The organism is Blastococcus xanthinilyticus (genome assembly GCF_008124835.1).
Classification (GTDB): domain Bacteria; phylum Actinomycetota; class Actinomycetes; order Mycobacteriales; family Geodermatophilaceae; genus Blastococcus; species Blastococcus xanthinilyticus.
This window is the reverse complement of record NZ_VNHW01000001.1, coordinates 432,843-454,223: the sequence shown is the minus strand read 5'-3', so window position 1 is coordinate 454,223 and position 21,381 is coordinate 432,843. Positions and strand designations below refer to the sequence as shown.

General features: G+C 75.4%; 24 protein-coding genes. 9 read left to right on the top strand and 15 right to left on the bottom strand.

The features are described 5' to 3' along the window. Positions 1-22: 22 nt before the first annotated feature. The gene (locus BD833_RS02090) at positions 23-1,612 is read right to left on the bottom strand and encodes a cytochrome ubiquinol oxidase subunit I (protein WP_166531442.1); all 1,590 of its coding nucleotides are present in this window, start codon (positions 1,610-1,612) and stop codon (positions 23-25) included. A gap of 113 nt (positions 1,613-1,725) precedes the next feature. On the opposite strand from BD833_RS02090, the gene BD833_RS02085 reads away from it, so the two are divergent. Together BD833_RS02085 and BD833_RS02080 are read left to right on the top strand one after the other, a co-directional pair. Further along, positions 1,726-2,070 (top strand): BlaI/MecI/CopY family transcriptional regulator, encoded by a 345-nt coding sequence (locus BD833_RS02085; protein ID WP_166531441.1) that lies wholly within the window; start codon positions 1,726-1,728, stop codon positions 2,068-2,070. A gap of 3 nt (positions 2,071-2,073) precedes the next feature. Next, a complete protein-coding gene (locus BD833_RS02080; protein ID WP_166531440.1) occupies positions 2,074-3,003 on the top strand; it encodes a M56 family metallopeptidase in 930 nt (309 codons plus the stop codon). Here BD833_RS02080 and BD833_RS02075 read toward each other — a convergent pair. From BD833_RS02075 to BD833_RS02045, 7 genes are all read right to left on the bottom strand, one after another. After that, positions 2,989-3,420, bottom strand: coding sequence for a hypothetical protein (locus BD833_RS02075; RefSeq protein WP_166531439.1), 432 nt, complete (start codon positions 3,418-3,420; stop codon positions 2,989-2,991). The two genes, BD833_RS02080 and BD833_RS02075, sit on opposite strands and share 15 nt — an antisense overlap. 277 nt (positions 3,421-3,697) lie before the next feature. Then, positions 3,698-6,040, bottom strand: coding sequence for a heavy metal translocating P-type ATPase (locus BD833_RS02070; protein ID WP_166531438.1), 2,343 nt, complete (start codon positions 6,038-6,040; stop codon positions 3,698-3,700). Beyond that, positions 6,037-6,999 (bottom strand): hypothetical protein, encoded by a 963-nt coding sequence (locus BD833_RS02065; protein WP_166531437.1) that lies wholly within the window; start codon positions 6,997-6,999, stop codon positions 6,037-6,039. The genes BD833_RS02070 and BD833_RS02065 overlap by 4 nt, the downstream gene beginning before the upstream one ends. A 13-nt stretch (positions 7,000-7,012) precedes the next feature. After that, a complete protein-coding gene (locus BD833_RS02060) occupies positions 7,013-7,225 on the bottom strand; it encodes a heavy-metal-associated domain-containing protein (protein ID WP_166531436.1) in 213 nt (70 codons plus the stop codon). Positions 7,226-7,251: 26 nt separating this feature from the next. Then, complete coding sequence (locus BD833_RS02055; RefSeq protein WP_166531435.1) at positions 7,252-7,572, bottom strand: metal-sensitive transcriptional regulator; 321 nt, start codon at positions 7,570-7,572, stop codon at positions 7,252-7,254. A 52-nt stretch (positions 7,573-7,624) separates the two neighbouring features. Continuing rightward, positions 7,625-7,981 carry a MerR family transcriptional regulator gene (locus BD833_RS02050; protein ID WP_243737388.1) on the bottom strand — a complete coding sequence of 119 codons (357 nt, stop codon included), beginning with the start codon at positions 7,979-7,981 and terminating at the stop codon, positions 7,625-7,627. Between the two features lie 73 nt (positions 7,982-8,054). Further along, positions 8,055-8,552: an Hsp20/alpha crystallin family protein gene (locus BD833_RS02045; protein WP_166531434.1), complete on the bottom strand. Its 498-nt coding sequence runs from the start codon at positions 8,550-8,552 to the stop codon at positions 8,055-8,057. A 156-nt stretch (positions 8,553-8,708) separates the two neighbouring features. On the opposite strand from BD833_RS02045, the gene BD833_RS02040 reads away from it, so the two are divergent. From BD833_RS02040 to BD833_RS02025, 4 genes are read left to right on the top strand one after another with little or no spacing between them, the layout of a single operon-like run. Then, positions 8,709-9,179, top strand: coding sequence for an STAS domain-containing protein (locus BD833_RS02040; protein WP_243737387.1), 471 nt, complete (start codon positions 8,709-8,711; stop codon positions 9,177-9,179). 50 nt (positions 9,180-9,229) lie between these two features. After that, the gene (locus BD833_RS02035) at positions 9,230-10,498 is read left to right on the top strand and encodes a YibE/F family protein (RefSeq protein WP_166531433.1); all 1,269 of its coding nucleotides are present in this window, start codon (positions 9,230-9,232) and stop codon (positions 10,496-10,498) included. Then, positions 10,495-11,133, top strand: coding sequence for a class I SAM-dependent methyltransferase (locus BD833_RS02030; protein ID WP_166531432.1), 639 nt, complete (start codon positions 10,495-10,497; stop codon positions 11,131-11,133). The genes BD833_RS02035 and BD833_RS02030 overlap by 4 nt, the downstream gene beginning before the upstream one ends. A 43-nt stretch (positions 11,134-11,176) precedes the next feature. Then, the gene (locus BD833_RS02025; protein WP_166531431.1) at positions 11,177-11,503 is read left to right on the top strand and encodes a TraR/DksA family transcriptional regulator; all 327 of its coding nucleotides are present in this window, start codon (positions 11,177-11,179) and stop codon (positions 11,501-11,503) included. A 15-nt stretch (positions 11,504-11,518) separates the two neighbouring features. On the opposite strand, the gene BD833_RS02020 is transcribed toward BD833_RS02025, so the two are convergent. Genes BD833_RS02020 through BD833_RS01995 form a run of 6 tightly spaced genes read right to left on the bottom strand, consistent with a single transcriptional unit; the run spans position 11,519 to position 16,803 of the window. Beyond that, on the bottom strand, positions 11,519-11,827 hold the full coding sequence (locus BD833_RS02020) for a hypothetical protein (protein WP_166531430.1): 309 nt from the start codon (positions 11,825-11,827) through the stop codon (positions 11,519-11,521). 34 nt (positions 11,828-11,861) lie between these two features. Beyond that, on the bottom strand, positions 11,862-12,761 hold the full coding sequence (locus BD833_RS02015; RefSeq protein ID WP_166531429.1) for a glycosyltransferase family 2 protein: 900 nt from the start codon (positions 12,759-12,761) through the stop codon (positions 11,862-11,864). After that, positions 12,758-13,639 carry a glycosyltransferase family 2 protein gene (locus BD833_RS02010; RefSeq protein WP_166531428.1) on the bottom strand — a complete coding sequence of 294 codons (882 nt, stop codon included), beginning with the start codon at positions 13,637-13,639 and terminating at the stop codon, positions 12,758-12,760. Before BD833_RS02010 ends, BD833_RS02015 begins: the two co-directional genes overlap by 4 nt. Further along, on the bottom strand, positions 13,636-14,700 hold the full coding sequence (locus BD833_RS02005) for a prenyltransferase/squalene oxidase repeat-containing protein (RefSeq protein ID WP_243737386.1): 1,065 nt from the start codon (positions 14,698-14,700) through the stop codon (positions 13,636-13,638). Before BD833_RS02005 ends, BD833_RS02010 begins: the two co-directional genes overlap by 4 nt. Positions 14,701-14,734: 34 nt before the next feature. Beyond that, the gene (locus tag BD833_RS02000) at positions 14,735-15,538 is read right to left on the bottom strand and encodes a class I SAM-dependent methyltransferase (protein ID WP_166531427.1); all 804 of its coding nucleotides are present in this window, start codon (positions 15,536-15,538) and stop codon (positions 14,735-14,737) included. Then, a complete protein-coding gene (locus BD833_RS01995; RefSeq protein ID WP_208092287.1) occupies positions 15,532-16,803 on the bottom strand; it encodes a glycosyltransferase family 4 protein in 1,272 nt (423 codons plus the stop codon). Before BD833_RS01995 ends, BD833_RS02000 begins: the two co-directional genes overlap by 7 nt. A 97-nt stretch (positions 16,804-16,900) precedes the next feature. Between BD833_RS01995 and BD833_RS01990 the strand changes: the two genes are divergently transcribed. The 3 genes from BD833_RS01990 (at position 16,901) to BD833_RS01980 (ending at position 19,260) form a co-directional block, all read left to right on the top strand. Continuing rightward, positions 16,901-17,194: a Dabb family protein gene (locus BD833_RS01990; protein ID WP_166531426.1), complete on the top strand. Its 294-nt coding sequence runs from the start codon at positions 16,901-16,903 to the stop codon at positions 17,192-17,194. A gap of 50 nt (positions 17,195-17,244) precedes the next feature. Further along, positions 17,245-18,027 (top strand): hypothetical protein, encoded by a 783-nt coding sequence (locus BD833_RS01985; protein WP_166531425.1) that lies wholly within the window; start codon positions 17,245-17,247, stop codon positions 18,025-18,027. Between the two features lie 129 nt (positions 18,028-18,156). After that, on the top strand, positions 18,157-19,260 hold the full coding sequence (locus BD833_RS01980) for a DUF4192 domain-containing protein (RefSeq protein ID WP_166531424.1): 1,104 nt from the start codon (positions 18,157-18,159) through the stop codon (positions 19,258-19,260). 80 nt (positions 19,261-19,340) lie between these two features. On the opposite strand, the gene BD833_RS01975 is transcribed toward BD833_RS01980, so the two are convergent. Continuing rightward, positions 19,341-21,350: a DUF6351 family protein gene (locus BD833_RS01975; RefSeq protein ID WP_208092286.1), complete on the bottom strand. Its 2,010-nt coding sequence runs from the start codon at positions 21,348-21,350 to the stop codon at positions 19,341-19,343. Between the last annotated feature and the right edge of the window lie 31 nt (positions 21,351-21,381).

The window sequence follows — 21,381 nt, the reverse complement described above, 5'->3', positions numbered from 1 at the left end:
CTCGGTTGTCTCTCGTCGGGGGTCAGTAGGCGAACTGGAGGACGTCGTCGTCCGGGGTGCGGCGCTCCCGGCCGTCCCCTCCGGCGCCGCCGGCGTCGCCGTCCGGCCCCTCCCGGCGGTCGTCGTCCGGGCCGGTGCCGACCGGGGTGGGGCTGGTGTCGCCGGCGGTGATGCCGGCGCGGATGAACCGGGTGAGCAGGCCGACCTCGATCACCGCGAGCACGCCGTAGACCAGCGTCAGCGCGACCAGCGACGTCCAGACCTCCGCGGCGGTGACCCCGGGGGAGACGGCCTGGGCGGTGAAGAACCAGATCTGCTCGTCCACCGGCACGTCGGGGTTGGGCACGACGACGAAGGGCTGGCGGCCCATCTCGGTGAAGACCCAGCCCGCCGCGTTGGCCACGAACGGGGCACCGACGGCGAGCAGCGAGCCGTAGACGCCCACCCGCGAGGTCGGTATCCGCCCGCGCCGCGTCGACCAGAGCGCGTAGGCGGCCACCCCCGCCGAGACCGCGCCCATGCCGATCATGAGCCGGAAGCTCCAGTAGGTCACGGCGAGCACCGGCTGGTAGTCGACCGGCTCCCCGGCCAGGGCACCGAACCGGGCCGGGTCGTCGGGGTAGGTGGCGCCGTAGACCTCGGCGTACTCCTCCTGGAGCTGGTTGACGCCGGGGACCGCGGTGGAGAAGTCGTTGTGCGCGAGGAAGGAGAGCAGCCCCGGGACCGTGATGGAGTGGACGTCGTCGCACTCGTTGGAGCCGAGCTTGTTCCAGGCGAAGATCGAGAACGACGCGGGCGCCTCCGTCTCGCACAGCGCCTCGGCCGAGCTCATCTTCAGCGGCTGCTGCTGGTACATGAGCTTGGCCTGCCAGTCACCGGTGAGAGCCACCAGGACGAAGGCCGCCAGGGACACCCAGCCACCGATCCGGACCGACCGGTGCCACACCCGGTGGTCGACCTCGTCGACGGACCGGCCGGCCAGCTTCCGCTTGCGCAGGTGGTAGAGCCCGACGCCGACCAGCAGCGCACCGGCGACCATCAGCGAGGCGACGATGGTGTGGGTGAAGGCGGCGAGCGCGGTGTTGTTGCTGAGCACGGCGAGGAAGTCCACCTGCACGGGGCGTCCCGTCGTGTCGTCGGCGACCACCCCGACGGGGTGCTGCATCCACGAGTTGGCGGCGATGATGAAGTAGGCGCTGACGATCGAGCCGATCACCGCGGCCCACAGCGCGGCCAGGTGCACCTTCTTCGGGATGCGGCCCCAGCCGAAGATCCACAGGCCCAGGAACGTCGACTCGAGGAAGAAGGCCAGCAGCGCCTCGAGCGCCAGCAGCGAGCCGAAGACGTCGCCGACGAAGCGGGAGTACTCGCTCCAGGCCAGGCCGAACTGGAACTCCTGCACGAGCCCGGTGGCCACCCCGAGCACGAAGTTGATCAGGTAGACCTTGCCCCAGAAGCGGGTGAGCCGGAGCCACTCGGGGTTGTCGGTGCGCACCCACATGGTGTGCAGGAACACCAGCAGGATGCCCAGCCCGATGGTCAGCGGGACCAGGAGGAAGTGGTAGACGGTGGTGATCCCGAACTGCCAGCGAGCGATGTCCAGGACGTCCACGCCCAGGCCCCTTCCGGTCGTCGTACTATCGACAGGTCCTTTCTACGCCACGTAGAAGACTCTTTCTACAAGGCGTAGAAGAGTGTCGTGTGAGACGGACGACAGGAGGGGTGATGGCGTCGCTGGGGGACCTGGAGCGGGCGGTCATGGAGCGGTTGTGGGCCGCCGACGGCCCCGTCGCCGCCACCACGCTGCGCGACGAGCTGGCCGACCGCGGGGTGGCGCTGACCACCGTGCACACGGTCCTGACCCGGCTGGAGCAGAAGGGCTTCGTGGTGCACGACGACGCCCGGCCACGAGGGTTCTCGGCGCGCTCGAGCCGCGCGGAGCACGCCGCCGAGCTGATGCACGAGGTCCTCGGCCAGGCCGGCGACCGGCAGGCCGTGCTGGCCCGGTTCGTCGGCAGCGTGAACGAGGACGAGGCCCGGCTGCTGCGCGAGCTGCTCGCCGGCTCCTGAGCCGTGCTGCCCACCACCGCGGCCGCCCTCGGCATCCTCGCCGCGCTGCTCGCGTGGCCGGTGCCGGCGCTGCTCGCCCGCTCCCGCTGGCCGGGGCGGGACCCGCTGGTCGCGCTGCTGTGCTGGCAGGCGGTCGGCCTGGCCGGTGGGCTGTCGATCATCGGCGCCCTGCTGGTGCACGGCCTGGCGCCCTGGGGGCACTCGCTGCCCGAGGCGGTGTGGTCGGTCCTGGCCGGCCGCTCCGCCGGCGATCCGGTGCGCGGCGACCACTGGGTGACCCTCACCCTCGCCGCCGTCCTGGCCTCCGAGCTGGTCGGCGTCCTGCTGCTGTCCTGGGTCCGCATCACCCGCACCCGGCGCCGGCACCGCGCGCTGCTCGAGCTGGTGGTGCAGCCGGCGCCGCAGCCCGACGCCCGGCTGCTCGAGCACCCCGCACCGGTGGCGTTCTGCATCCCGGGCGCCCGGCCGCTGCTGGTGCTGTCGTCGGGGATGGTCGCCGAGCTGGACGAGGCGCAGCTGGCCGCCGTCGTGGCGCACGAACGCGCCCACCTGGGGGAGCACCACCACCTGCTGCTGCTGCCGTTCGTGGCCTGGAAGACCGCGCTGCCGGTGCTCCCGGCGGCCGAGCGGGCCTACGGGTCGGTGCGCGAGCTGGTGGAGATGCGGGCCGACGACGTCGCGCTGACCTCGCTGGAGGGCCCCACCCCGCGCCGGACCCTGGCCGAGGCGATCGTCGCGGCGGCCGGCGGTGCGGGCTCCGGCGGCGTGCCCACCGGCGCCCTGGCGGTGGCCGGTGCGGGGGTGCGGGCGCGCGTCGTCCGGCTGCTGGAACCCGCCGACCCGCTGCCGCCGGCTGCCCGGTGGTCGGCGCTGGGAGCCGCCGTCCTGCTGCTCCTCCTGCCGACGGCGCTGCTCCTGCTACCGGCGCTCTGACCCCGTCGGCTCCGACCCCACCGGCCCCGAGCCCACCGGGTCCGATCCCGCCGGGACCTGTCCCGCCAGCCGCCCCGCGGCGAGCGCGGAGGCCGCCGCGGCGGCCCCGCTGACCAGCGCGGCCCGGCGGTAGCGGGGCAGGAGCAGCACCGGCAGCATGCTCGCCGCGTGCAGGCCGTCGACCACCGCCACTGCCCGCAGCGCCCCCGGCCCGGGTGACACCAGGACCACGGCGTGCTGGACGACCAGCCGGGCGCCGAGGAGCCGGGCGACCCACAGCCGGGCCGAGGGGTACTCCGGCGCGACCGCCGCGGTCACCGCGGCCGGACGCGTCGAGAGAACGAGGCCGCCGACCAGACCGGCGGCCGCGAGCAGGCGGGCGGACCGTTGCGCACGGTCGTCGGATCGAGCGCTCACGGTGATCCCTCGGAGTCGGCCGGTGTATCTGCGGATGGTCGGTCTCTGCCCACCATGGTGGGCAGAGACCGACTGTGCACGGGGAACCTGGCGCCTACTGCTCCCTGGCGCCTACTGGTCCCTGGGCCACTGCTCGCGGTCCGGCCTCCTGGCGGGGGCTGCTTCCCGGGAAGTCGGTCTCTGCTTCGCCGGGGAAGCAGAGACCGACTCTCCGTGGAGGAGCATGGCAAGGGCGACCGGACGTGCCCCGGACGCCCGGCGCGGTCGCTCGCGGCAGCTACCCCGCCGGGACGGTGCGGTCCGGGTCGGCCGACGCGTCGGGGCGGCCGCCGGCCACGGCGAGAGCCGCGTCCCGGTTCTCCGGCAGCGGCGCGAAGCCGCGCAGCCGCAGGCTGTTGGACACCACGAACACCGAGCTGAACGCCATCGCGGCGCCGGCGATCATCGGGTTCAGCAGCCCTGCGGCGGCCAGCGGCAGGGCGGCCACGTTGTAGGCGAAGGCCCAGAACAGGTTGCCCTTGATCGTGCCCAGCGTCCGGCGGGCGAGCCGGATGGCGTCGGCCGCGGCCCGGAGGTCGCCGCGCACCAGGGTCAGGTCGCTGGCCTGGATGGCGACGTCGGTGCCGGTGCCCATGGCCAGGCCGAGGTCGGCCTGCGCCAGCGCCGGGGCGTCGTTCACCCCGTCGCCGACCATGGCGACGGTGCGCCCCTCCTGCTGCAGCCGGCGGACGACGTCCACCTTGTCCTGCGGCAGCACCTCGGCGATGACCTGGTCGATGCCGACCTGGTCGGCCACCGCGCGGGCGGCCTGCTCGTTGTCGCCGGTCAGCAGCACGGGGGTGAGCCCGAGCGCGCGCAGCTGCGCGACGGCGGTCGCGGAGGTGGGCTTCACCGCGTCGGCGACGACCAGCACCCCGCGGGCGGCGCCGTCCCAGCCGACCGCGATCGCGGTCCGGCCGGCGCCCTCCGCCGCGGTCACGGCCCGCGCCAGCTCCTCCGGCAGGGCCATCGCCCAGTCGGCCAGCAGCCGGCGCCGGCCGACGACCACCGCGGCGCCCTCGACCACGCCCTGGACGCCGAGGCCCTCCACGTTGGCGAACTCGGCCACCGCGGGCAGCGCGCCGGTGCGCTCGGTCGCGCCCCGGGCCACGGCCTGGGCGATCGGGTGCTCCGACGCCTGCTCCAGCGCGCCGGCCAGCCGGAGCACCTGCTCGGGGTCCTGCCCGGGCGCGGGGACGACGTCCAGCAGCGTCATGCGGCCGGTGGTCACCGTGCCGGTCTTGTCCAGGACGACGGTGTCGACGCGGCGGGTGGACTCCAGCACCTCCGGGCCCTTGATCAGGATGCCCAGCTGCGCCCCGCGGCCGGTGCCGACCATCAGCGCCGTCGGCGTGGCCAGGCCCAGGGCGCACGGGCAGGCGATGATCAGGACCGCCACCGCGGCCGTGAAGGCAGCGGGCAGCCCGGCGCCGGTGCCGATCCAGAAGCCGAGGGTCGCCACGGTCAGGGCGAGCACGACCGGCACGAAGATGCCGGAGATCCGGTCGGCCAGGCGCTGGACCTCGGCCTTGCCGTTCTGCGCGTCCTCCACCAGGCGGGCCATCTGGGCCAACTGGGTGTCGCTGCCGATGCGGGTGGCGCGCACCACCAGGCGGCCGCCGGCGTTGACGGTGCCGCCGGTGACGGGGTCGCCGGGGCGCACCTCGACGGGCACCGACTCACCGGTCAGCATGGACGCGTCCACGGCGGAGGCGCCCTCGGTCACCTCGCCGTCGGCGGCGATCTTCTCGCCCGGGCGGACGACGAACGCGTCGCCCACCCCGAGGTCGGCGACCGGCACCCGGCGCTCGGTGCCCCCGCGCAGCACGGAGACCTCCTTGGCGCCGAGCTCGAGCAGCGCGCGCAGCGCGGCCCCGGCCCGCCGCTTGGAGCGGGCCTCGAACCAGCGCCCGGCGAGGATGAAGGTGGTCACCCCGGCCGCGGCCTCGAGGTAGATGTTGGCGCTGCCGTCGGTGCGCGCGATGGTCAGCTCGAACGGGTGCGTCATGCCGGGGACGCCGGCGGTGCCCCAGAACAGCGCGTACAGCGACCAGCCGAACGCCGCCAGCGTGCCCAGGGACACCAGGGTGTCCATCGTGGCGGCGCCGTGCCGCAGGTTGGTCCAGGCCGCACGGTGGAACGGCAGGCCGCCCCACACGACCACCGGCGCGGCCAGGGTCAGCGAGAGCCACTGCCAGTACTCGAACTGCAGCGCCGGCACCATCGCCAGGGCGATCACCGGCACGCTCAGGAGCGCCGAGACGACGAGGCGAGTGCGCAGCGCGCGCACCGGTGCGTCGGCGGGATCGGCGTCGGCCTCCGCGTCGAGCTCCGGCTTCGGGGGCTCGGGGAGGTGCGCGGTGTAGCCGGTCTTCTCCACCGTGGCGATCAGGTCGTCGGTGCTGACGCCGTCGCCGAAGCTGACCTTGGCCTTCTCGGTGGCGTAGTTGACCGTGGCGCGCACGCCGTCGAGCTTGTTGAGCTTCTTCTCGACCCGGGCCGCGCACGAGGCGCAGGTCATCCCGCCGATCAGCAGCTCGACGTCCTGCAGCGTCGTGCCAGGGGAGGGGGTGGTGGTCATGATCCGTGCTCCTCGTGGTCCCCGGTGTGCGGGGCCGCCCCCTCGACGGGCGGGGCGGGCTCTCCCGCGGGCACGGTGAACTCGGCGGTGTGCACCTCGCCGTCGTGGCGGAAGTCCAGGAACAGCCGGTACGTGCCTCCCGACGGGGCGGTGGTGGCGAAGCGGAGGTGCGGGCCGGGCGCGGGTTCGACGGCGTCGTCCCCGGCCGGGTGCACGTGCAGGTAGCCGAGATCGCCGTCGCGCAGCGCGACCAGGTGCCCGAAGGCGCCGAGGTAGGGCTGCAGGTCGGTGACCGGGGCGCCGTCCCGGCTGACGCTCAGGGTCAGCTCCGATTCGGCGCCGGGGGTCAGCTCGCCGTTCAGGACGACGGTGTAGCCGTCCACCTCCGCCACCTGCGACGGTTCCGGCAACGGGGCGGGCTCGTAGTCGCCGGCGACGGCGAGATCGGCGCCGAGGACGCGGTTCTCGCCGTCGGCGGCCGCGGTGAAGTCGGTGAACAGCCGCCAGCTGCCCGGGTCCAGGGCCAGCGGCGCGCGCCAGACGCCGTCGTCGCCGAGCTCGGGGTGCACGTGCTGGTAGCCGGTGAGGTCGCGGCGCACCGCGACCAGGTGCAGGTCGACGTCGTGGTCGGTCTCGTACCCGGTCACCGGGGCGCCGTCGGGGCCCACGATCGTGAAGGCGACCGGGACGGCCTCGCCGGGCGGCGCCGTGTCGTCGGCCAGCGCGAGGGTGTAGCCGTCCTGGGAGACCTGGAGCCCGGCGGGCACCGGGGGCGGCGCGGCGGGAGCGGAGCCGCCGTCCGCGTGCGGTGCGGCGGCGGCCCCGGGGGAGCCGGCGGCGGGGGAGTGCTCGGTCGCCGCCGGGCCCACCGGGCCGACCGCGGAGCCCACGCCGACCGCCGCGCCGAACACGGCGACCAGGCCGACGGCGAACGCGGCGATCTTCGCGGGGGTGTTCATGGGGCCGGCCGCATCAGCGGCCGCTCACCTCGTATCCGGCCTCTTCGACGGCGGCGCGGACGGCGGACTCGTCGACCGGCTGCTCGCTGGTCACGGTGAGGCCGCCGGTCGCGAGGTCGACCTCGACGCCGGTCACGCCGGGGAGAGCGGTGACCTCCTCGGTGACCGAGGTGACGCAGTGCCCGCAGGTCATGCCGGTGACGGTGTAGCTGGCAGTGGTGGTCATGGTGTTCCTCCCGGGGGGATGGGTGGTCAGGAGCGGACGAGGCGGGCGATCGCCTCCGTGGCCTCGCGGACCTTCTCCTCGGCCTCGCGGCCACCGGCCCGCGCCGCGTCGACGACGCAGTGGCTCAGGTGTTCCTCGAGGAGGCCGAGGGAAACGGCCTGCAACGCCTTCGTCATGGCCGAGACCTGGGTGAGGATGTCGATGCAGTACTTCTCGTCCTCGACCATGCGCTGCAGCCCGCGGGCCTGGCCCTCGATCCGGCGCAGCCGCTTGAGGTAGTCGTCCTTGCGGTGGATGTAGCCGTGCGCGTGGTCGTGCCCGCTGCACGCGTCCGCGGTGGGTTCCACGTCGTCCTCCTGCCGGCGCCGCTGCTCGGCGCCCACGGAGAACCATACCCCCCTAGGGTTCCTTGCGCACCCGGTCGGCCGGATGGTCCTGGTCGTCGTCCCTGAGGCGGGCGAGGTCGGCCTGTGCGGACGCCAGCTCGTCCTGGAGGCCCACGATCACCTCGGCCGAGGCCAGGGGGTGCCCGTCGTCGAGCAGCCCGCGCACGCGGGCGGCGATGGTCAGCTGGGAGCGCGAGTAACGGCGGTGCCCTCCGGGGGAGCGGTGCGGCTGCAGCACACCGGAGCCGTCCAGGCTGCGCAGGAACGCGGCCTGGACGCCCAGGAGCTCGGCCGCCTGGCTCATCGTCAGGGCGGGGTAGTCCGGGTCGTCCAGCCGGCGCAGCGGCTCGCCCGGGTCGGGGCTGATCACGTGGCTCTCCTGTCGTCGGCCGCCCGGACGCCGCAGGGGCCGGGCCCGGTCGGGCCCGGCCCGGGGGCTGCGGTCAGCTCTCGACCGCCGCCTGGTCCTGCTGGGGCTCGCCCTCGATCGTGCGGCTCCCGACCGCCGCGGGGACGTCGGCCCGGGTCACGGTGATCTTCCGCGCCTTGGCCTTCTCGGCGACGGGGATGCTGATGCTCAGCACGCCGTCGTGGTAGCTGGCCTCCAGCCGGTCGGTGTCCAGGCTGCGGCCGAGCACCAGCTGCCGGGTGTAGCTGCCGAAGGGGCGTTCGGCGACGGCCCACTCGGCGTTCTCCAGCTGCGGGACCGAGCGCTCGGCGCTGACGGTCAGGGTGTTGCCCTCGACCGACAGGTCGATCGAGCCGGGGTCGACCCCCGGCAGGTCGAAGTGGGCGACGAAGTTGTCACCGACCCGGTAGGCGTCCATCGGCATGCCCGACAGCTGGCGGGCCGTGCCGGTGCCGGCGCGGCCGGTGAGCTGGTCCAGCGCGCGGAAGGCGGCGGACGTGGCGGCGAACGGGTCGTACGCGGTCAGCATCATGGCTGGAACCTCCTGCGGGGGTCGTTCGGGAGTTCGCTGCCCGAGGCGTCAACCTCTAGTGGCGACTGCAGATTACCTCGCCTCGACGACCCGGTAAACATCTCCCGCGGAGAAAACTTCGTCGCACCGCTGACCCGGTTGCCGCCCGGCGGAGGCGTGAAGCGGGCCTCCGCGGGGCAGGACGTGCCCGTGGAGGAGACGACCAACGCCGCCCCGCACGCCTCGCCCGAAGGCTCCGCCGCCGAGCCGGTCGTCGGGCACGTCGTCGAGGGGGACACCGCCCGGCTCACCGTCAGCGGCGAGCTCACCGACACCGCCCGGCGCCCGCTCGTCCGGATCGTCACCGACCTGCTCCTGGCCGAGCAGTCGCTGCGCCGGCTCGAGCTCGACCTGCGCGAGGTGACCTTCATGGGCTCCGCCGGGCTGGCGGTGCTCGTCCAGCTGCAGAAGCTCGGCGTGCCGCGCGCGATCGAGACCGTGCTCGTCGAGCCGCCCCCCTCGGTCGCCCGGCCGCTCCAGCTGACCGGGCTGTGGCACCGGTTCACCATCGTCGAGGCCGACGGCGGCGGAGTGGCCGAGCAGGCCCCGGACGGCGGCCCCGGGTCGCGGGGCACCGAGCACTCCTGACCCCGGTGTGGGGTGCGCGTGGGGCGGGCGCGGCCTCCTAGCCTGACCGGGTGTCGTCTCCCCACGCCCACACCCACGGTCCTGATCCGGACGCGCCGCCACCGACCCCCGAGGCGCTGACCCGGCGGCGGCGGGCCGTGTGGCTGATGCTGCTGGTCCTCGTCCCGGTGGGGCTCGCCACGGTCATCGGCCTGCTGGCGCTGTGGCCCGACGGGGAGCCGAGCCGCGCCCAGCAGGCGGCCGCCGCGGCGCTGCCGCCGGGCACCGAGTACCCCGACGGGCGGGTCGTGTCGGTCGACCCCTACGACTGCGGTGCGGAGGGCCGGCCGGCCACCTGCGCGTTCGCCGTGGTCGAGGTCCTGGACGGCCCGGGGAGCGGCGACTTCGTGCGGATCGACCTCGACGCCGTCGTCGTGGCCAACGGCGTCGAGGAGGGCGACACGCTGGTCCTGACCCGCGACCCCACCGCGGAGGGCGGGCCCGCCTACTTCTTCTCCGACTTCGCCCGCGACGTCCCGATGATCACGCTGGCCGTGGCCTTCGCCGTCGTCGTCGGGCTGGTGGCCCGATGGCGTGGGCTGGCGTCGCTGCTCGGGTTGGGGTTCGCGTTCTTCGTGCTGCTGCGGTTCGTGCTGCCGGGGCTGCTCGGGGACACCTCGCCGGTGCTGGTCACCCTCGTCGGCTCCGCGGCGATCATGTTCGTCGTCCTCTACCTCGCGCACGGCTTCTCCGCCCGGACGACGACCGCGCTCGTCGGCACGCTGTTCGGCCTCACCCTGGTCGCCGTGATGGGCACGCTGGCGGTGGCCACCGCCCGGCTGACCGGGCTCACCAGCGAGGAGACCGTGACGCTCCAGGGCTACGACCCGACGCTGGACTTCTCGGGGCTGGTCCTCGCCGGGGTGGTCGTCGCCGGGCTCGGCGTCCTCAACGACGTCACGATCACCCAGGCCTCGGCGATCTGGCAGCTGCACGAGGTCGACCCCACGATGACCTGGCGGGAGCTGTACACCCGCGGCATGGCGGTGGGCCGGGACCACATCGCCTCGACCGTCTACACGATCGTCTTCGCCTACGCCGGGGCGGCCCTGCCGCTGCTGCTGCTCTTCGAGCTGTACTCCCAGCCGTGGAACGTCGTCCTGACCTCGTCCGCACTGGCCGAGGAGGTCATCCGCACGATGGTCGGGGCCATCGCGCTGGTGCTCGCCGTCCCGGTGACGACGGCGGCCGGCGCCTTCTTCGCCAAGGCCGCCGACACCGAGACCGGGGCGGCCGCCGAGCGGAGGGTGACCGCGCTGCGGGCCCGGTTCATCCCATGAGCGAGGCTGTCGCCGTGCGCACCGACCTCCTCGCCGCCGCCCGGGCCGCCGCCGGGTTCATGCCCGACGACGAGGGGCGGGCGCTGTACGAGGCGGCCCGCGCGGTGACCGTGCCGGGGCCGCTGCTGGAGGTGGGCAGCTGGATGGGGAAGTCGGCGCTCTACCTCGCCGCCGCCGCGCGGGAGGCCTCCCGGCTCGTCGTCACGGTCGACCACCACCGGGGGTCAGAGGAGCACCAGCCCGGCTGGGAGTACCACGACCCGTCGCTGGTCGACCCCGCGGTCGGTCGCATCGACACGCTGCCCAGGTTCCGCCGGACCATCGCCGAAGCCGGCGCCGAGGACGTCGTGATCGCCGTCGTCACCCGCTCGGAGCTCCTCGCTCCGCTCTGGAGCACGCCGCTGGCGCTGCTGTTCCTCGACGGCAGCCACACCGAGGAGTCCGCGCGGCGGGACCAGGACGCCTGGGTCGCGAAGCTCGCCGTCGGCGGCACGCTGGCCATCCACGACGTCTTCCCCGACCCGACCGACGGCGGGCAGGCGCCGTACGGCGTCTACACCCGGGTGCTGGCGTCGGGGGACTTCACCGAGCTGCCCGGCACCGGCTCGCTGCGGCTGCTCCGCCGGGCGCGCTGACCGGCCCGGGGCAGGTTGTCGGGGGTCGGGGGAGCATGGGGGAGTGACCGATCCACTGAGCGCCGAGCGGGCCGCGGCGCAGGCGCAGGTCGAGGCGCTGACCCGGGAGTTCGACGAGGTGGTCGCCGCCTCGAAGTCCTCCAACGCCGACGACGAGCACGACCCGGAGGGCGCCACGATCGCCTTCGAGCGGCAGCAGGTGGTGGCGCTGCTGGAGCGCGCGCGCCGGCGGCTGGCCGACGTCGACGCCGCGGTCACCGCCGTGGAGGCGGGCACCTACGGCCGGTGCGAGAGCTGCGGCCGGCCGATCGCGGCGGAGCGGCTCGCCGCCCGGCCCACGGCCCGCACCTGCATCGACTGCGCCCGCTGAGGCACCGGCCGCCGGTCACCCGGGGTCGGACACCTCCTCCTGCGTCCAGTCGTCGAGCTCGACCTCGTCGTCGGGGAGCTCGCGGCGCAGGTCGCGCAGCAGCTGGGGACCGTCCGCGGCGAAGCGGGCGCGGGCGTCCGGATCCCGCCAGCCGCCGTTCCAGTGGAAGTGCTCCTGGAAGAGCTCGTTCCAGGCGGCCAGGCGGGCCGTGAGCGCCGCGGAGAGGCCGAGGGCGGCGGGGGTGGTGAGGCCGTGGTCGATCCACAACGGCCACGCGGCCATGTAGTCGGTCATCAACCGCACGTGCCGCCGCCGGTGCTCCACGGCCGGCAGGGTAGGCCGATCCGGCGGCACGAGGTCAGCTGACGTACTTGCGCGCGGACGAGGAACGCTGCGCGGCCTCGAGCGCGGCGAACCGCGCCTCGGCGTGCGGCGGCAGCACCCGGCGCTCGCGGAGCACCCACGGCATCCCGCGGAGCGCCTGGGCCAGCCCCCGCGCGGTCACCCGGTCGCGCGGGACCGTGCGCAGCAGGTGCACGGTGCGGCGCAGCGCGGGGCGGAAGGGGCGGCGCAGCCACGTCGTCCAGAGGGTGTTCCGGATGCCGTCGGCCCGCCGCTTGTGCGGGTCGCGGGCGGTGCTCGCCTGGTGGTGGATGGTCAGCGCGGGCAGGTGGCACAGCTCCCAGCCGCCGGCGGCCAGGTCGCCGGCCATCAGCTCCTCCTCGCCGCCCAGCCAGAGCCGCTCGGAGAACCCGCCCACCTCCTCGAAGGCCGCGCGGCGCAGCACCGAGGCGCCGGCGAGGAAGGAGCCGAGTGCCGGGCCGGGCAGCCAGGCGGCGCCGCGCACGGGGGAGTCGCGCAGCTCGGCCACGATCGGGTCCTCGGTGCCGCCGGGCTCCACGAGGATCCGGGCGGTCACCACCGCGAGCCCGGGATGGGCGTCGAGGGTGTCGGCGGCCGCGCGGAGCGAGCCGGGCTCCCACCAGGTGTCGTCGTCGCAGAACGCGACGTAGGGGGTGTCGAGGCGGGCCACCCCGAGGTTGCGGCCGACCGCACCCAGGTTCTTCGGGCTGGCGATCAGCTCCACCTGGGGGAACCGGTCCCGGACGGCGTCCGCGGTGCCGTCGGTCGACCCGTTGTCCACGACGACGACGTGCGGCTGCTCGGGCAGGGCGACGAGCCGCTCGAGGGCGGCGAGGAGCTCGTCGCGGCGCTGGTGGGTGATCACCACGACGGCGACGCGGGGATCCGCGCTCATGCCGGTCCGCCGGCGAGCCGGCGCAGGTCGGTCAGCACGCCGGCCGGCAGCGTCCGCCGCCGGCGCAGGGCGGCGGGCAGGTCGGGCAGCGCCCGGAGGACGCCCTCGACGCCGGGCCGCCCCGCCCGCAGCGCGCGCCCGGCCGTCCGGATCACCTCCCGGGCCGGCAGCCGCATGGCCGCGGTCAGCACCCGGCTGCGCCAGATCCCGGTCTGCCGGCGGCCCGGGGCATCCCGCCGCGGCGACGGGTGGTGGTGGATGGTGACCGCGTCGACGTAGGCCAGGCCCCAGCCGGCGGCGGCCAGGTCGAGGGCCAGCCGCTCCTCCTCGCCGGGGAAGCGCACCACCGGGTCGAAACCGCCGACGGCCTCGAAGGCCTCGGTGCGCACCAGGGCGGCGCAGGCGACGAAGCCGAGCAGCGAGGGCCCGGGGAGGTCGGGCGCGGTGCCCAGCGGGCTCCCGGCCATCTCGGTGCAGACCGTGTCGAGCCGCTCCTCCGGCCCCACCAGGATGCGCGCGTTGAGCAGCGCCAGCCGGGGATGGGCCCGCATGATCGCCACCGCCCGCGCGAGGTCGCCCGGCGCCCACCAGGAGTCGTCGTCGGCGAAGGCGACGAACGGGGTGTGCGCCTGCGCGGCGCCCAGGGTGCGGCCGTGCGCCCCCTCGTTGCGCCGCAACGGCAGCACCGTGACCTCGGGGTGCGCCTGGCGCACCGCCGCGACCGTGTCGTCGGTGGAGGCGTTGTCGACGAGCACCACCGGCGCCTCGTGCCGCGGCAGGGAGGCGAGGAGGTCGTCCCGGCGGTTGCGGCTGGCGACGACGACCGTGACGTCGGCCGCCGGGAGGCGGGGCGCTTCGGAGCGGGGCGGTGCGGTCACGGTGTTCCCGTGCCCGCTGGTCCGGTCGGCCAACCGGCCCCGGCAGTGGGATCGGCCATGCCCGCCGGGGGCAGGCCGGCCGGATCGGCGAACAGCCCCGCCGCCGCGGAGGCCCCGGAGAGCGCGTCGGCCGCCAGCACCACCGCCGCCGCCGTCCAGGTGGTGCGCTCGACCGGCCACCGGGCGTCGTCGGGGTAGACGTACCCCGTCCAGTAGGCGCCGTCGTCGTCGCGCAGGTGCTGCATCGCCGCGACCTGCTCCAGCGCCGCGTCGCGCTGCCCGGCCGCGACGAGCGCGAGCGCGAGCTCGCAGGTCTCCGCGCCGGTCACCCAGGGCCGGTCGTCGACGCAGCGAATCCCCAGCCCGGGGACGACGAAGCGGTCCCAGCCGGCCGCCAGCCGGGCGCGGGCGGCGTGCCCGGTGACCGCGCCGCCGAGCACCGGGTAGTACCAGTCCATCGAGTACCGCGACCGGTCGGCGAAGGCCGCCGGGCGCTCGCGCAGGGCCGCGCCGAGGTCGGCGACGGCCAGCTCCCAGTCCGGCTGCCCCTCCCCGACGAGTTCGGCCAGGGCCAGGCCGCAGCGCAGCGCCTGGAACAGGCTCGCGTTCCCGGTGAGCAGCGCGAGGTCGTCGGGTGTGCCGTCGGGGCGTAGCGCCCAGCCGATCGCGCCGCCCGGCAGCTGCATGCGCGTGACCAGGTCCAGCGCTGCCCGCGCCACCGGCCACAGCTCGGCCACCAGCGCGGCGTCGCCCGAACTGAGCCAGGAGTGCCACAGCCCGACGGCGAGGTACCCGGCGTGGTTGCTCTCGGCGCCCGGCGCGGTCACCGCACCCGCGCGGTACTCGGCCGCCCAGCTGCCGTCGGGTCGCTGCCGGCCGGCCAGCCAGCGGTAGGCGGCGGCCGCGCGGGCGTGCTCGCCGCCGACGTCCAGCGCCATCGCCGCCTCGACCGAGTCCCAGGGGTCCAGCTGGCCGCCGGCGAACCACGGCAGGGCGCCGTCGGCCGCCTGCTCGCCGGCGATCCAGGCCACCGTCCGCCGCACCTGGTCGGCGCCGAGCAACCCGGGCAGCTCGGGCAGCAGGAGGCTGGCCCGGTCAGCCGGCGGCAGCGGACCGCTCCCGGTCGGGCCGGCCGGCGCCCGCCGTCCAGGTGCGCGCCGACGCGGTGCGCTCGGCGGCGGGCTTGTCGGCGTACACCACGAAGCTCTTGCCGATCAGCGGGTCCAGCAGCCGCTCGGCGGTGCGGGTGAGCCACGGCCGGTGCATCAGGTCCCAGACCAGCAGCCGGTGGTAGCCCCGCACGACCGCGGCGTCGCGCTCCACGCCCACCGCGCACTTCAGCCACCAGTAGGGGGCGTGCAGGGCGTGCGCGTGGTGGCTCGGGCCCGGCTCCAGGCCGGCGGTCGCCAGCCGCGAGCGCAGCTCGCCGCCGCGGTAGATGCGGATGTGCCCGCCCTCGTTGGCGTGGTAGTCGTCCGACAGCGCCCAGCAGATCCGCTCCGGCCCGTAGCGCGGGACGGTCACGGCGGCCCGGCCCCCCGGCTTCAGCACCCGGAAGATCTCGGCCATCGCGGTGGCGTCGTCGGGGACGTGCTCCAGCACCTCCGAGGCGATGACCCGGTCGACGCTGGCGTCGGGGAAGGGCAGGTGCAGCAGGTCGCCGCGCACCACCTCGTAGCGCGCCGCCGTCCCGTCGTCGGTCCGCCCGGCCTCCCCGGCCTCGGCGATCGCGCCCAGCCAGCGCTTCGTCGTCTCCACCTCCGACCGTCCCCAGTCGACGGCGACGACGTGCGCACCCCGGCGGAGGGCCTCGAAGGCGTGCCGGCCCTCGCCGCAGCCCAGGTCGAGCACGGTCATCCCCGGCCGCAGGCCGAGCAGGTCGTAGTCGACGGTCAGCACTGCTCGTCCCCCTCGCGCCGGGCAGCCCGGCGGTCCAGCGTCTCGGCGTACCAGTCGGCGGTCCGCGCGGCCGTCGCCCGCCAGGTGTAGCTCTCCAGCACCCGGCGCCGGCCGGCCCGGCCGAGCTGCTCGGCCAGGGAGGGGGAGTCCAGCACCAGCGCGAGGGCGGCGGTGAGCTCCCCGACGTCACCGGCGGCGACCCGCAGCCCGGCCTTGGTGCCGACCACCTCCGGCAGCGCGCCGGCGTCGGTGGTCACCAGCGGGGTCCCGCAGGCCATGGCCTCGACGGCCGGCAGCGAGAAGCCCTCGTACAGCGAGGGGATCGCCACGACGGTGGCCCGCTGGAACAGCCCGACCAGCTCCGCCTCGGGGACCGGACCGGTGAACCGGACGGCGTCCCGGAGCCCCAGCCGGTCCAGGGCCGCCTCAGCGGGACCGCCGGGCCGGGCGGTGCCCACGACGGTCAGCCGGACGGGGCGTTCGGTGCGCAGCTTGGCGACGGCCTCCAGCAGGTGCACCAGCCCCTTGAGCGGGACGTCGGCGCTGGTCACGGCCAGGATGGACGTGGCGTCCCGCGGCTGCCCCTCCGGCGGCGGGGTGAACCGCAGGGGGTCGATGCCCACCGGGATGACCGCCGTGCGCTCCGGCGGCAGGCCCATGCGCGCGGCGATGTCCCGCCGGGAGTTCTCCGACACGGTGGTGATCCCGTCGAGCCGGCCGGCGACCCGGGCCTGCATCCGGGTGAAGGCGTACCAGCGGCGCAGCGTCAGCTGCCGGCGCAGGGTCGGCGCGGCGGCGAGCTCCAGCTCGCGGTCGATGGCCACCGGGTGGTGGATCGTGGCGACGGTCGGCAGGCCGGCCCGGACCAGGCGCAGCAGGCCGTAACCCAGCGACTGGTTGTCGTGCACGATGTCGAACTCGTCCCGGCGCGGGAGCAGCCGGCGGGCCGCCCGCAGCGTGAACGTGAGCGGCTCGGGGAAGCCCGCGGTGCACATCGTGGCCCACTCGGCGAGGTCGACCCAGTCGCGGATCTCCGCCGGCCGCGGGGTGCGGAACGGGTCCGGCTCCCGGTACAGGTCGAGGCTCGGCACGCGGGTGAGCGGGACCCCGCGGTCCAGCTCCGGGTAGGGCTGGCCGCTGAACACCTCGACCCGGTGACCGAGCTCGGCGAGCTCCCGGGACAGCGCGCGGACGTAGATGCCCTGGCCACCGCTGTGCGGCTTGCTGCGGTAGGACAGCAGTGCAATGCGCAACGACCGTCCCATGGAAACGGACTCTAACGACCCGGCCCGCCACCCCGGCTACCAGTCGGTAACCCGTCCCGTCGGGCCGACGGGGCGGGCAGGCTGGGAGAGTGCCCGCATGATCCGTCACGTCGTGCTCTTCACCTGGTCCCCGGACGCCGACGCGCAGCGGCGGGCCGCCACCGTCGAGGCCCTGCGCGCCCTCCGGCAGGACGTCGGCGGGATGACCGCGCTGACCGTCGCCGACGACGCCGGCCTCGTGGAGGGCAACGCCGACGCGGTGCTCGTCGCCGACTTCCCCGACGTCGAGGCGTTCCGCCGCTACGCGCAGGACCCGGTGCACCTGGCGGTCATCGCCGAGCACGTGCGGCCGGTCCTGGCCGCGCGCAGCGCCGTCCAGTACCGCCTCTGACGGCGGCCGCCCGGCTCCCGTGCCGGCGGCGGGCGGCTACGTTCGTCGGCATGGCTCTCGCGAAGCGCGCCGCCGGCCGGCGCCGTCTCCCGGGCGTGCTGGTGGCCGGCTGCGCCGCCACCACGCTGCTGGCCGGCTGCGGGGGCGAGGACGCCTCCGACCGGACCGCCGCGGCGTCCTCGGCCGCGGCCTCCTCGTCCGCTGCGGCCTCTTCCTCTCAGGAGCAGTCGCGGGAACCCGACCTCGCGTCCGGTCTGCTCCCCGCCGGCGCCTTCGGCCCCGGGGCCACCGTGGTCGCGGTCTCGCCGGAGCAGCTCCGGCAGGGGGCGGGTCTCGCGGCGGCCGGGGCGGACGTGCAGATCACCCCGGAGAGCTGCCGGGCCGCCGTCGACGGCACCCAGCCCGACCTGGACGACGTGGACGACATCGCCGCGCTCAGCGCCGTCACCGGTGCGGCGACGACGGTCGAGATGCTCGTGCGCGGCGGCCCGACCGAGGACTCGGTCGACCAGCTCGCCGCGGCCGCTGGGCGGTGCCCGCAGGCGCAGATCAGCTCCCCGGAGATCGGCCAGGCGACCGTCACCTTCGAGAACCTGCCGGTCGACGACCTCGGGGACGGCGCGGCACTGGTGCGCTACACCACCTCGATCACCGGACCGGACGGGGTGCAGGTCTCGGTGCCGACCCTGATCGGCGCGGTGGAGGACGGCGACCGGCTGCTCCTCCTGCTGAACATCGACGCCGGCCAGGACGCCGCGGCGACGACGGACCCGGCGGCCTTCGCCGACCTCCTGGCGCAGGCGTACCAGGTCCAGGCCGACGCGCTCGGCTGACGCGGTCCTCCCGTCCGCCGCGGGGCCGGGCGAGCCGCCGCGACGGAGCCCTGTCCACACCTGCCCGCCGGATCCACAGCTCGGGCCGGCGCACCCCGCGCCGGCCGGAGCAGCGCCAGGGTCGAGGGCATGGACGCCACCGCTGGGCCGTACGGGCCCGACCGCCCCGAGGTCCGGCTCTCCGATCCCGGGGAGGTGGCCGCCGCGCTCCCGCACCTGCTCGGCTTCCACCCGCGCGAGTCCGTGGTGCTCATCGGCCTGGGCGGCCCCTCCGGCGGCCGGGTCGGCCTGACCGTCCGGGGCGACCTGCCGCCGCCGGGCCACGTCGCCGCGCTGGCCGGGCAGCTGGTCGAGAGCCTCTGCACGGACGGGCCCGCGGCCGCCCTGCTGACCGTGGTCTCCGAGGCGCCGGACGAACCGGAGACCGGAGTCGGGGGCGCGCCGGGCACGGGGCTGCCGCACCGGCCGGTCGTCGGGGCGCTGCTGCGGGCGCTGACCGAGGCCGGGGTCCCGCTGTGCGACGCGCTGCTCGTGCGCGGCGGCCGCTGGTGGTCCTACGACTGCCCGCACCCCTGCTGCCGGCCCGGAGCCGGTACCCCGCTGCCCGGCGGGGTGAGCGAGCTGGCGGCGGCGGCGGTCGCCACCGGGCAGGTGGTGGCCGCCGACCGGTCGGAGCTGGCCGGTCGGATCGCCGCCCCGCCGGGGTCCCGCGCCGGGATCTGGGCCGCCTGCCTGCGGGTGGCGGGCGCGCGGGCCGCCCGGATCGGCGCGGTGGGCGGGGCGGTGGTCGCCGAGGAGTCGTGGCCGGCGGTGCAGCGGGCCCTCGCCCGCTGCCGTCCCGGGCCGGCGGGCGGCGGTGGTGCCGGGCTGGACGACGAGGAGCTGGCCGTCGTCCTCTGGGCGCTGCGCGACACCCGGGTGCGGGACCGGGCGCTCCCGATCGCCCTCGGTGCCGACGCGGCCGCGGCCGAGAACCTCTGGACAGAGTGCACCCGGCGGGCACCGGTGCCGCTGGACGCGGCGCCGGCCACCCTGCTGGCGGTCAGTGCCTGGCTGCGCGGCGACGGCGCCATGGCCGGCGTCGCCCTGGACCGCGCTCTCGACAGCGACCCGGGGCTGGAGCTGGCCCGGCTGCTCCGCCGGGGGCTGGCCGCCTGCGTGACGCCGTCGGACCTGCGGGCGCTGATCGAGCAGGCGGCCGTGGCGGCGGAGCCCACCCGGCGGCCCGCCTGACCGGCCGGACCCGCGCACGGGCCGCGGCCGGGCGGTCGGACCGGGCTTTCGTGCCCGGCCCGACCGCACACCCGCCGGGCCTATCCCTCGCCGGGCTGCGGCGCATCCGCGAAGGAGAGCCAGGTGCCCGCCAACGGCTGGAAGCCCACGCTCGGCTGCGACCAGTCGCAGACGCCGTCGGGGAAGATCGCCCGGAGGCGCTCCGCCTCGGCCGCGGTGAACGGGACCTCGTAGCCGGCCGGGTCGACCGGCATGAGCTGGCACTTCCACACGTCGTCGGACAGCGGCCCCCCGGCGGCGATCCGCGGGCCCGAGTGGGGCGGGAACAGCTCGTTGCACCGTCCCTCGCCGGAGTACGTCGCCGGCTCCTCGATCTTCGTGCCGTCCTCGGTCCAGCAGGCGTCGACCAGGTCGTCCGGCTTGGCCCGGAGGACCTTGACGGCGGCAGGAGCACTGCTCCGGTCCTCACCGAGCGCGGTCAGCCAGGCGTCCATCTGGGCGAGGAACTCCCGCTCGACGTCGTCGTACACGCTGGCGTGGGCTCGCAGGATGACCTGGTTGTCCGCGTGCCCGTTGGCCTTGACGAGCCGGTCGCGCATGGAGAACGAGCGCACGCTGTCGTGGAAGTTGGCCTCGAGGTCCAGGTACGGACGGGCGTCGATGATCGGCACGGTCGCGAGGCCGCCGGCGCCCGTCGTGGTCCGCCCCGTGGAGTAGGCGGCCTCGATGGCTGCGATGTCCCCCTCCACTCGCTCGGGGGTCCAGTTCATGTCGATGTCGTAGCCACCGATGCCCTCGTTGAGCGCCAGGAACTGCTCGGTGGTGATGACGCCGTCGTCGAGCGCCTCGAGGCCGTACTGCACGCCCACGTTGTCGTGCGGTCGGCGGGCGAAGCCCGTCGCCGGGTCGACGCCGAAGATGTTCCGCATCCCGTCGTAGATGGAGCAGCGGGCACCGTCCGGGTTGCTCTCGGCGTCGTACCGCCACGCCTCGGGGATCGCGGGATCGCAGTCCTCCGGGTCCAGCCGGCCGGGCCGCCCGGCGTGCTGGACGTCGCAGGTCTCCCACTCGGCGTAGCCGCTGATCGCCTCCTTCTGCTCGTCGGTGAAGTCGTGCGCGTTCAGGTAGGGACGGAGCAGCACCCGGCAGTCGTCCGCGCCGATGAAGTAGGTCGTCGCGTCGGGGAAGCTCATCGTGGGCGTGATCCCGTCGAGCAGGCCCGGGTAGTTCTGCGCGATCTCGTACTGCTGCATCGCCCCGCCGGACGCACCCCAGCCGATCGTGTGCAGCGGCACACCGATCTGCTCGATGACGTGCTCCTTGACCATCATCGTGGTCTCGGCCGACACCACGTCGTTGCAGTTGGTGTTGTTGACGTTGAGGGTGGAGGAGGCCACCGCATAGCCCTGCGACAGGTGCAGGTCCTGCATGACCCCACCGGTGGCGGTGCCCTGGTGGTAGCCGGACCGGCAGCCGCCGCCGTAGGTGTAGACGAGCCGCTCGTTCCAGCCCGGCTCGTCGGTCCAGGGATCCGGCCCGGCCGTCGCCGGGTCGTCGAGCACCGCGAGCTCGTAGACCGCGCGGTTGATGGTCCCGGTCTCCACCCGGACGATGTAGGGAACCCGCTCCCCGGTGCTCGTGGTGGTCTCCACCAGGTCGTCGGGGCGGGTGTCGCCCGGAGGCAACGGCTGGAAGGCGCCGTAATCGGTGCGGTACTGGTAGGCCACCTCCGTGGCCGCTGAGCACGGTCCTCCGTCGGCGGGGACCAGGCCCCACTCGTGGGTCGTGCACGCGAACGGCATCTGCTGGGGGCCGGAGAAGATCGGCCCGCCGACGGCGTGGTTCACCACCGTCACGTCAGCGGTCCCGGCGCGACCCCCCTCGGCGACGAGCGCGTTCTCGCCGTCCGCCAACCCGGTGACCAGTCCGAGCAGCGACCGCCCGTCAGCGGCCGGGCGGAACACCTCGGTCACGTCGTCGCCGTTCAGGCGCACCGTGACATCGGCCGCCGGGAGCCGCCTCGGGAGGTCGACCCGCACGAGGACGTCGCCCCCGCTCACCATGTCCGGTGCGGTCGACAGCGTGGTCACCTGCAACCGCGACGGACCCCCCGCCGTGCCC